Source organism: Cereibacter ovatus, assembly GCF_900207575.1.
Lineage (GTDB): Bacteria > Pseudomonadota > Alphaproteobacteria > Rhodobacterales > Rhodobacteraceae > Cereibacter_A > Cereibacter_A ovatus.
On record NZ_OAOQ01000010.1, the window covers coordinates 45,250 to 55,263 of the forward strand.

Annotated in this window: 9 protein-coding genes; 6 read left to right on the plus strand and 3 right to left on the minus strand. The window is 65.5% G+C overall.

The window, feature by feature from the left end:
• Nucleotides 1-54: 54 nt before the first annotated feature.
• The 4 genes from CRO07_RS11425 to CRO07_RS11440 all read left to right on the plus strand — a co-directional run bounded on the left by CRO07_RS11425 (nucleotide 55) and on the right by CRO07_RS11440 (nucleotide 6,692).
• On the plus strand, nucleotides 55-1,956 hold the full coding sequence (locus tag CRO07_RS11425) for a PHA/PHB synthase family protein (protein ID WP_097030822.1): 1,902 nt from the start codon (nucleotides 55-57) through the stop codon (nucleotides 1,954-1,956).
• Nucleotides 1,957-2,007: 51 nt separating this feature from the next.
• Entirely contained in the window at nucleotides 2,008-4,572 is a 2,565-nt protein-coding gene (mgtA, locus tag CRO07_RS11430) for a magnesium-translocating P-type ATPase (protein ID WP_097030823.1), read from the plus strand.
• Nucleotides 4,573-4,824: 252 nt separating this feature from the next.
• A complete protein-coding gene (locus CRO07_RS11435) occupies nucleotides 4,825-5,679 on the plus strand; it encodes a metalloregulator ArsR/SmtB family transcription factor (RefSeq protein ID WP_097030824.1) in 855 nt (284 codons plus the stop codon).
• Nucleotides 5,680-5,684: 5 nt separating this feature from the next.
• A complete protein-coding gene (locus CRO07_RS11440) occupies nucleotides 5,685-6,692 on the plus strand; it encodes an ArsJ-associated glyceraldehyde-3-phosphate dehydrogenase (protein WP_097030825.1) in 1,008 nt (335 codons plus the stop codon).
• A 100-nt stretch (nucleotides 6,693-6,792) separates the two neighbouring features.
• Here CRO07_RS11440 and CRO07_RS11445 read toward each other — a convergent pair whose 3' ends face one another.
• From CRO07_RS11445 to CRO07_RS11455, 3 genes are read right to left on the minus strand one after another with little or no spacing between them, the layout of a single operon-like run.
• Nucleotides 6,793-8,205, minus strand: coding sequence for a sensor histidine kinase (locus tag CRO07_RS11445; RefSeq protein WP_097030826.1), 1,413 nt, complete (start codon nucleotides 8,203-8,205; stop codon nucleotides 6,793-6,795).
• Nucleotides 8,202-8,864, minus strand: coding sequence for a response regulator transcription factor (locus CRO07_RS11450; RefSeq protein WP_097030827.1), 663 nt, complete (start codon nucleotides 8,862-8,864; stop codon nucleotides 8,202-8,204). Before CRO07_RS11450 ends, CRO07_RS11445 begins: the two co-directional genes overlap by 4 nt.
• A 5-nt stretch (nucleotides 8,865-8,869) precedes the next feature.
• Complete coding sequence (locus CRO07_RS11455; RefSeq protein WP_097030828.1) at nucleotides 8,870-9,181, minus strand: PepSY domain-containing protein; 312 nt, start codon at nucleotides 9,179-9,181, stop codon at nucleotides 8,870-8,872.
• Between the two features lie 114 nt (nucleotides 9,182-9,295).
• Here CRO07_RS11455 and CRO07_RS11460 point away from each other — a divergent pair, with 114 nt between their 5' ends.
• Nucleotides 9,296-9,553, plus strand: a complete 258-nt coding sequence (locus CRO07_RS11460; protein WP_097030829.1) for a PepSY domain-containing protein — start codon at nucleotides 9,296-9,298, stop codon at nucleotides 9,551-9,553.
• 102 nt (nucleotides 9,554-9,655) lie between these two features.
• On the plus strand, nucleotides 9,656-10,014 hold a 359-nt coding region (locus tag CRO07_RS19425; RefSeq protein ID WP_407919628.1), incomplete at its 3' end, for a calcium-binding protein.

A 10,014-nucleotide genomic window follows, 5' to 3' on the forward strand; every position in this document is an offset into this window, starting at 1 on the left:
TTGCCTGTCATGCGGGCGGCCCCCGACCATCCGCGCCGCGCGGAAGGCCCGGACATGAGTCCGCCGACCTCCAAGCCTTTTGCCGTCGTGGGGCCTTTTGACTGGTGGGTCTCGGCGACGGTTGATCTGATGCGGACCTGGGCGCAGTTCTCTCGGGTCGGAACCGGAAGCGATACGGCGCGGTTCGCAGCCACGCCCGCGCCGGCGGCTTTTCCCATCGATAAAGCCGAAGTCGATCCGCCGACGAGCGGCGACCGGCTGCTTCATGCCACGATGGGACGGCTGACGTCCGGCGTTTCGCCGGCAAGCCTCGCCCTCGCCTATTCCGACTGGGCGCTGCATCTGGCGGCCTCTCCCGGCAAGTGGCAGCAACTGTCGGAGAAGGCGGTGCGCAAGGCGGTTCGGCTGGCAACCCATGCGGCCGAGGTGTCCGCAGACCCCGACTGCCCGCTGTGCATCGAGCCGCTGCCGCAGGACGATCGGTTCCGGGCCGAGGCCTGGCAGTGCTGGCCGTTCAGGCTGATCTATCAGGGGTTCCTGCTGAACCAGCAATGGTGGCACAGCGCGACGACCGGCATCGGCGGCGTGTCGGCGCATCACGAACATGTGGTCTCGTTCGTCGCGCGGCAGCTTCTGGATGCGATGTCGCCCGTCAACTTCATCGCGACCAACCCCGAAGTGCTTGAGGTGACGCTTCGTGAAGGCGGGCAGAACCTCGTCCGCGGCGCCATGAACCTGATCTCGGACTGGGAGCGGGCGGCCGGCGGCAAGGAGCCGCCGGGAGCCGAGGCGTTCCGGCCGGGTGAGACCGTCGCCGTCACACCCGGGCAGGTGGTCTGGCGGAACCGGCTGATCGAGCTGATCCAGTATACGCCGACGACCGACCAGACCTGGGCCGAGCCAATCCTGATCGTGCCGGCCTGGATCATGAAATACTACATCCTTGACCTCTCGCCCGAGAATTCGCTGGTGAAGTATCTGGTCGGGCGCGGCCACACCGTGTTCATGATCTCGTGGCACAACCCTACCGCCGAGGACCGCGACCTTGGCATGGACGACTATCTGCGCCTTGGTGTGCTGGACGCCCTGAAAGCGATCGGGGCGATCCTGCCCGGGCACAAGGTCAATGCGCTTGGCTATTGCCTGGGCGGCACGCTTCTGTCGATCGCGGCGGCCTATCTGGCGCGCGAAGGACGCGAGGCGTTCAACTCGGTGACGCTGCTGGCGGCGCAGACCGACTTCACCGAGGCGGGCGAGCTGACGCTTTTCATCGACGAGAGCCAGCTCGACTATCTCGAAGACATCATGTGGGACCAGGGCTATCTGGACACGCGGCACATGGCTGGGGCGTTCCAGCTGCTGCGCTCGAACGACCTGATCTGGTCGCGGGTCGTCAAGGACTACCTGATGGGCCAGCGCGCCTTCCGGATCGGCTTCGACCTGATGGCCTGGAACGCCGATGCAACGCGGATGCCCTATCGCATGCACAGCGAATATCTGCGCCGCCTGTTTCTGAAGAACGATCTGTTCGAGGGCCGCTATCAGGTGGACGGCCGCCCGGTCGTGCTGAGCGACATCCGCGCGCCGATCTTCACGGTCTCGACAGAGACGGACCACGTCGCGCCCTGGCGGTCGGTCTACAAGATCAACCTTGTGACCGAGACGGACGTCACCTTCCTTTTGACCAGTGGCGGCCACAATGCCGGCATCATCAGCCCTCCCGGCCAAAAACGCCGACACTTTCGCGTCTCGCACCGGCCTGTGGGATCGCCCTACATGGACCCCGATACATGGTATCGGAGCCATCCCGGCACCCAGGGCTCCTGGTGGCCGGTCTGGGCGGACTGGCTGGAAAGCCAGTCTGCCGGGCGCAACGTTCCGCCCCCGCTCGGGTCCGTGAAGAAAGGCTACCCGACCCTCGGTCCTGCACCGGGGCTATATGTTCTTGAACGATAAGCAGGGCGCATGGCTGCACGACAGCATCAAGGCGCGAGGCGTGAGGTTCCCTTGTCTGAGGCAGGGCATGACGAACGTTACTGGTCCATCGGCGCGGCAGAGGTTGCGGCAGGTTTGGGCAGCGGATCCCGGGGCCTTACCTCGGATCGGGCGGCCGCGAAGCTTCTGGCCTTGGGCCCGAACACCGTGGTCGAGGCCCCCCGCCGCGGCACGCTGCGCCTTCTTCTGCGCCAGTTCGAAAGTCCGCTCGTCCTGATCCTCGCCGTCGCAGCGTCGATTTCGCTGGTGCTTCACCAATGGGTCGATGCGATCATCATCCTCTTGATCGTGATGGGCAGCGCGTTTCTCGGCTTCTTTCAGGAGATTCGGGCATCGGCCGCCGTTGCGGACCTGAAGAAGCGTCTTGCCCTGACCGCTCGCGTGCTGCGCGACGGGACGGAACGGGTGCTGCCTGTGACGAGAATCGTGCCGGGCGACGTGATCCTGCTGTCGGCGGGAAATCTCGTCCCGGCAGATGGGATCGTGCTTGAGGCGCAGGATTTCCTGGTCAGCGAGGCGAGCATGACGGGCGAGTCTTTCCCCGTCGAGAAGCGCCCCGGGATCGTCGCCGCCGATGCGCCGTTGGGCCGACGCTTGAACATGGTCTTTCTTGGCGCATCGGTCCGCAGCGGAACGGCAAGGGTGCTGGCCGTCAGGACAGGTCGCCACACCGAATTCGGCGCCATCGCGGAGCGCCTGCGCGCCCGCACCGCAGAGACGGATTTCGCGCGGGGCGTGCGGCAGTTCGGCTACCTGCTGATCCGGGTCATGGTGGTCGTCGTGCTTTTCGTGCTGACGGTGAACGCCGCGCTCGACCGGCCGGTGGTCGAGTCGCTGCTGTTCGCCGCGGCGCTTGCCGTGGGCCTGTCGCCCGAGCTTCTGCCCGCCATCGTCAGCGTCACGCTTTCGGCCGGGGCGCGGCGCATGGCGGCCGAGGGGGTGATCGTCCGGCGGCTCGACGCGATCGAGAACCTTGGCTCGATGAGCGTGCTCTGCACCGACAAGACCGGCACGCTGACAAAAGGCGAGGTGGTGTTGCAGCAGGCGCTGGACGCGGCCGGCCGCCCATCGGACAGCGTGAAGCGGCTTGCCTGGCTGAATGCCCGTTTCGAGACCGGGATCGAGAACCCTCTGGATGCGGCCCTTGTCGCGGCCGGCGAGGCGGCGGGCTTCGGCCCGGCCGGATGCGCGAAGATCGATGAGATCCCCTATGACTTCGAGCGCCGGCGGTTGACCATCGTGCTGGCCGAGGCGGACGGGCACCGGATGGTGACCAAGGGCGCCTTTGCCGAAATCCTCGCCATCTGCACCCGCGTGGCGACCGGCGCAACCGAGGTCGCGCTGGATGAGGGCCACCGCGCCGCCTTGAACGCCATCTTCCACGCCCACAGCGCCGAGGGGCTGCGCGTGCTGGCGCTCGCCACGCGCCAGTTTACGCCCAAGCAGGACTATGACCGGGCCGACGAGGCCGGAATGACCTTCCGCGGCTTTCTGGTATTCCTCGACCCGCCGAAAGAGGACGCCGCCGCCACCATCGCCAGCCTGCGCGGTCTCGGGATCGCGATCAAGGTCATCAGCGGCGACAACCGCCACGTCACCGCCCATGTCGCGCGGACGGTCGGCCTCGATGCAGGCGCCATGCTCAGCGGCACCGAAATCGCCGCCATGCGCGACGAGGCGCTGTGGCACCTCGCCCCCCGGACAGAGCTTTTCGTCGAGATCGACCCGCAGCAGAAGGAGCGTATCGTCCGCGCGCTTCAGCGCACCGGCGCGACGGTGGGCTATCTTGGCGACGGCATCAACGATGCGCCCGCGCTGCACGCAGCCGATGTCGGCATATCGGTCGCCGAGGCGGTGGACGTGGCCCGCGAAAGCGCCGACATCGTGCTGACGCACCGCGACCTTGAAGTGCTGCGCGCCGGCGTCGAGGGCGGGCGGCGGACCTTCGCCAACACGCTGAAGTATATCTCGATCACCACCAGCGCCAATTTCGGCAACATGGTCAGCATGGCGATCGTGACCCCCTTCCTGCCCTTCCTGCCGCTTCTGGCCAAGCAGATCCTGCTGAACAATTTTCTGTCCGATCTTCCTTCGCTGGCCATCGCCTCGGACCGTGTCGATCCCGAGCGGCTGGCCACGCCGCAACGGTGGAACGTCAGCGAGATCCGGCGCTTCATGGTCCTGTTCGGGCTGACCAGTTCGGTCTTCGACCTGCTGACCTTCGGCTTGCTGATCTGGGTGCTTCAGGCGGACGCGGCGCTGTTCCAGACCTCGTGGTTCATGATCTCGCTGATGACCGAACTCGCCGTCGTTCTGGTCCTTCGCACCCGTCGCCCGGCGCTTCGTAGCCAGCCGGGAAGGATCCTGATCTGGTTGACTGTCGCGATTCTGGGGGTGACCTTCGTCCTCCCCTCGATTGGCCCCGTCCGTGCCGCCTTTGGCTTCGTGCCGCTGTCCCCGGCCATGCTGGCCGCAATCGTCGCCATCCTGGCCGGCTATATCGTCACAACCGAGACGGTGAAGCTTTGGTTCTTCCGTGGCAGGCCGGACCCTGCCGCTGCGCCCGCGCCAAGTTGATCTCGAACCCTGAATGGCGGTGGGGCGGTGTGGCCCGCAATGATCGGCCCACAATGATCGGTCGGAACTGACCGGGTCACGGACGGCCGTTCAGACCAAGCCCGTCCTTGATGGCGAAATGGGTGTCCTTGTCAGCCGCGGCCAGAGGCGCGCCGCAGGGTTCGTGATCTGGATCAATCAGGGAAAGCGCGTGTCCGCACTGTCATGGAACCTTCATTGGACCGGCACTATTATTTCCGATAATCCGGAAATATGGAACAGAATCGCGCCGCCCATGCCTTCGCCACGCTTGGCCATCCCGGCCGGCTGGCGGTCTTTCGCCTGCTGATGCGCTTCGCCCCGCAGGGCGTGCGCCCGACCGAGATCGCCGAGGCGCTTGGCCTGAAACAGAACACGCTGTCGCATCATCTGGCCGACCTGACGGCCTCGGGCCTTGTCTGCGTCACGCGGGCCGGCCGGTCGCTTTACTACGCGGTCGATCTGGACGCGACCGAGGGGCTTATCGGCTACCTCGCGCTCGACGTGGGCCGCGCCCGTCCTGACCTGCTCGGCCCACTGTTCTCCGTTCAAAAGGATGCCGCCCGAATGACTGCCCCCCAACGCGCGCCCCATTTCGACGTTTTCTTCATCTGCTCGGGCAACTCGGCGCGGTCGATCTTTGCCGAGGCGCTCTTGCGCGATCTGGGCAGGGGCAAGTTCCAGGCCTTTTCCGCCGGAACGCAGCCGGGAACCGAACTGAACCCCTTCGCAATCGAGATCCTGAAACGCAACGGACATGACACATCCGGCCTGCGGTCAAAGCACATCTCGGAATTCCAGCAGCCCGCTTCGATCATCATGGATTTCGTCTTCACCGTCTGCGACACGGCGGCGGCAGAGGAATGCCCGCCTTGGCCGGGCCAGCCGATTACCGGCCACTGGGGCCTGCCCGACCCGGTAAAGGCGACAGGGACCGATGCCGAAAAGGCGCTGGTCTTCGCCCAGACCTACGCCGCGCTGCGCCGCCGCGTCACGGCTTTCGTCGAACTTCCCTTCGACAGTCTGAGCCGGATGTCCCTGCAATCCCGTGTCGATGCCATCGGCACCGACGCGCAGACACAGGCCTGAGATCCATGACCCGTATTGCCCTGAACGGCCTTGGCCGCATCGGAAAGCTTCTTTTGCGCGACCTGATCGACACGGGCGCGGGCGGCGAGATCGTCCTTCTGAACGATCCCGTTGGCGATGCCGAACAGCATGCACTTCTGATCGAGTTCGATTCGGTTCACGGCCGCTGGCGGACGCCTGTCAGCTTTGCTGAAGGGGCCTTGGTCCTGAACGGTCGGACCTGCCGCCTGACCCACGAAACATCCATCGAGGCGCTGCCGCTGGCCGAACTTGGCGTCGATCTGGTGATCGATTGCACGGGCGTCTTCACGTCCGCCGCCAAGGTCGCGCCCTATCATGCCGCCGGGGTCAAAAAGGTCGTCGTCTCCGCCCCGGTCAAGAATGGCGGCGCGCTGAACCTTGTCTACGGGGTGAACCATCACCTCTACGACGGGTCGCAGGTGCTGGTCACCGCAGCCTCCTGCACCACCAATTGCCTTGCCCCGGTGGTCAAGGTGATCCACGAGGCGCTTGGCATCCGGCACGGGTCGATCACCACGATCCATGACGTGACGAATACCCAGACCATCGTTGACCGCCCCGCCAAGGACATGCGCAGGGCCCGGTCGGCCCTGATGAACCTGATCCCGACGACGACCGGCAGCGCCACGGCGATCACGCTGATCTATCCCGAGCTCAAGGGCCGCCTGAACGGCCATGCCGTGCGCGTGCCGCTGCTCAATGCTTCGCTGACGGACTGCGTGTTCGAGGTCGATCGTCCGACCACGGTTGAGGAGGTGAATGCCCTGTTCGCCGCCGCTGCCGACGGCCCGCTGAAGGGCATCCTCGGCTTCGAAGCGCGGCCGCTGGTTTCGGGCGACTTCACCAATGATCCGCGATCCGCGATCGTCGATGGTCCGTCCACCATGGTGATCAACGGCACCCAGGTGAAGATCTACGCCTGGTATGACAACGAATGGGGCTATGCCTGCCGGCTGGCCGACATCGCGCGGATGGTTGCGGGGTCGCTGTGACCCGCGCCGCAAGCCAGCCCGGACCGTCGCCGGACCCGCTCTGGCTGTCACGGCGGGCTGTCGGGCTTCGGCCATCAGGCCGGGGGCCTGCACCTGTGCTTTATGCTTTGTTGCTGGATGCCCTCTGCCTTGCGAAAGAGTCGCCCTGGGGCTCCACTGCCGGAATGCCGGCGGCCCTTGGCAGGGTAAGGCTTACCGTCAAACCCGGCCCGCCATTTGCAAAGGCCACCGATCCCCCCGCCGCGGCGACGATTTCAGCGACAATGGCCAGACCAAAGCCTTCTCCGCCCTCGCGCTCATCCAGCCGGAACCCCCGGCTCATCAGCTTTTCCATCGAATCGGCAGGCGCACCCGGCCCGTCGTCGCTCAGGCTGATCGTGGCCTGCCCCTGATCCGCTGCCGCCCGCACCGTGACCCGCGAGACCGCATGCCGGGCCGCGTTTTCGGCAATGGCCCCCATGGCCTCGGCCAGATCGTCGGGGTCGATCCGAAGGGTCAGATCGGCCGGAATAGCCAGATCCCAGTCCAGTGCCGATCCGGTGGGTGTCCGGCGCAGCACATTCACCACACCTTCGGTAATCGTCTTGAGATTGGCCGTTTGAAGCATCCGATCCGACTGGATCCGCGCCCGGCGCAGTTCGCGGTCGACCAGGCCCTGCATCGATGCAGCGATGACGTCGATACTGTCGGCAAGGCCCGCCTCGCCCTGATCGCGAAGTTGCGCCGCATCGCCCAAAAGCGCCTGTAGCGGCGTCTTCAGGCCATGCGCCAGATCGGCGGCCCGGTTGCGCGCCCGCATCAGTTCTTCGTCCCGGTCCGTCAGCAGCGTGTCGATTTCCCGCGCAAGCGGCATGACTTCGGCCGGAAGCTCTCCTCCCATCCGCGCGATGTGTCCGGCACGCAGCGCCGACACCCGCTTGCTTACAGCGGTCAGCGGCCGAATGCCCAGCGTCAACTGGGTCCAGAAGGCGAAGGACAGCACAGCCCCCAGCACCAGCGAATAGGGCAGAAGATCGCGGATGAACCCCTCGCGCGCGGCCCGGAGCGCGGCGCGATCGGTCGCCACCACGATCCGCACCTCTGTCGCCGATGGCCCGGTTCCAACGGTCAGCCACGTCTCAAAGGCCAGAAGCGGCGCGTCGCGCGGGCCGGCAAGATCCAGCACACGCTCGCTTCCCGAGGGCAGAGACGGGCCGATCCGGGGCAGCGTGACATCCCAAAGCGACCGCGACCGGCGAACCTCGGGGCCCAGCTCCAATTGCCAGTAATGGCCAGAGAAGGGCTGTTCATACAGCGGATCAACCGGAGCGCGGCGAAAACCGGCCGTCTCCGGGCCGGTCAACTCGATCATTGCGGCGACCGAATAGGATCGGGCTTCCAGATCGGCCACGGCAACGCGTTCCACATGGCGGTCAAACAGCAGCGCCAGCCCGATCAGCGACAGCGCAAGCGTGCCAAGAATGGCCAGCCCGCCAAACAGACCCAGCCTGAGGCGAAGGGACTGGCGATTCACGCAGCCCCCTCAAGGAAATAGCCAAATCCGCGTCTGGTCCCGACAATCCCGGGCCCAAGTTTGCGCCGAACCCGCACGATGATTGCTTCAAGCGCGTTGGTGTCGCGGCTGTCCTCGTCACCATAAAGATGGTCCAGAAGCTCGGTCGGCGGCAGCACGCGGTCGCGGTGCAGCGCAAGGTAGGCAATCAGCCGGAATTCCAGCGGCGTCACGCTGACCGGCACACCCTCCACCGCGATGGTCATCCGGTTCAGGTCGATCGACAGCTTGCCGATCGCCTGCTGCGACGATGCCTGCCCCCCGGTCCGGCGCACCAGCGCCCGCGCGCGCGCCAGCAGTTCTTCCATCCGGAAGGGCTTTGGCAGGTAATCATCGGCGCCCGCGTCAATGCCCTCGACCCGCTCTGTCCAGGCCCCGCGTGCCGTCAGGATCAGCACGGGGCTGGTCACGCCTTCGGCGCGCCACCGTTTCAGCACGCTCAGCCCGTCCAGCTTTGGCAGGCCAAGGTCAAGAACGATCAGGTCATAGGCCTGGGTGCCGCCCTGAAACCACGCGGCTTCCCCGTCGGCCACATGTTCGACCCGGAACCCGGAAGATGACAGCGCACGGGTCAGGTCTTCGGCGATGCGGGCATCGTCCTCGACGATCAGGGCACGCATGCGGATCAGTTGTCCTCGTCCAACGACAGGACTTCCCCCGTCCGCGCATCCAGATCAACCTCAAGCAGGCGACCGTCAGGGCTGATCAGTTCGACTTCGTAGACCCGGATGCCGTCTTCCAACTCCAGCTCCACCTCGATCACGCGGCCGGGCTGAACCGCGGCAACCCGGTCGAGAATGGTGGCCAGCGACAGGATTTCGCCCCGCTTCACGGCATCTTCGGCGATCTCGAAATCCGGAAAGGCGGTGTCCTCGCCTCCAACCGGAAGCGGCAAAAGCGCAAGGGGCGCAACGATGAGAAAGGCAAGCTGTTTCATGTGACCACCCTACACCGGCCCCGCTGACAATTTCCCTACAGCACGGCTCAGGCCGCTGTCAGCGACTCTGTGCGATCCGAAGGCATCACGGTTCGAATACATTCGGAGAAACCCATGAAAGCCATCCTGTCCGCACCCCTTGTCGCGGGGCTTGTCGTCTCGGCGCTTGTTGCAAGCACGGCCCTGGCCCAGACCACCCCATCCCTGACGGCGGCCATCTCGAAGATCGAGGCCAAGGGCTACAAGGTGCACGACATCGACAGCGAAGGAAGCTGGCTTGAAATCGACGCGACCACCCGCGACGGCGTCCGGGTCGAACTGATCGTCGACGCGGCGACCGCCGGCGTCTTGCGCGAAAGCGTCGACGACTGACCCCCCAGAAACGACTGCCCTGCGGAATCGCCCTGGAACCAAACCGGTTTGCAAGGCCCCTGTGCCCCCTGCAAACCCGCATGACAAAAGGATAACCAAGACATGACACGCATCACCGGAACCACTTCGGCCAACACCCTGCGCGGCAGTGCGTTTGGCGACGACATCGACGGCCGCGACGGGAATGACCGCCTCTACGGGCTTGACGGGCATGATGATCTGGACGGCGGCCGCGGCAGTGACCAACTTTATGGCGATGCGGGCAACGACGATCTTGACGGCGGGGCGGGCAACGATCGTCTGGACGGCGGAACCGGCGATGACAAGATCGAAGGCGGGCGCGGCAACGATATTCTGACGGGCGGTGCCGGTGCGGACCGCTTCGAATTCGAACGCGGCGACGGGCGCGACATCATCACCGATTTCGTCAATGGCGAGGACCGTATCGAGCTTGATGATTT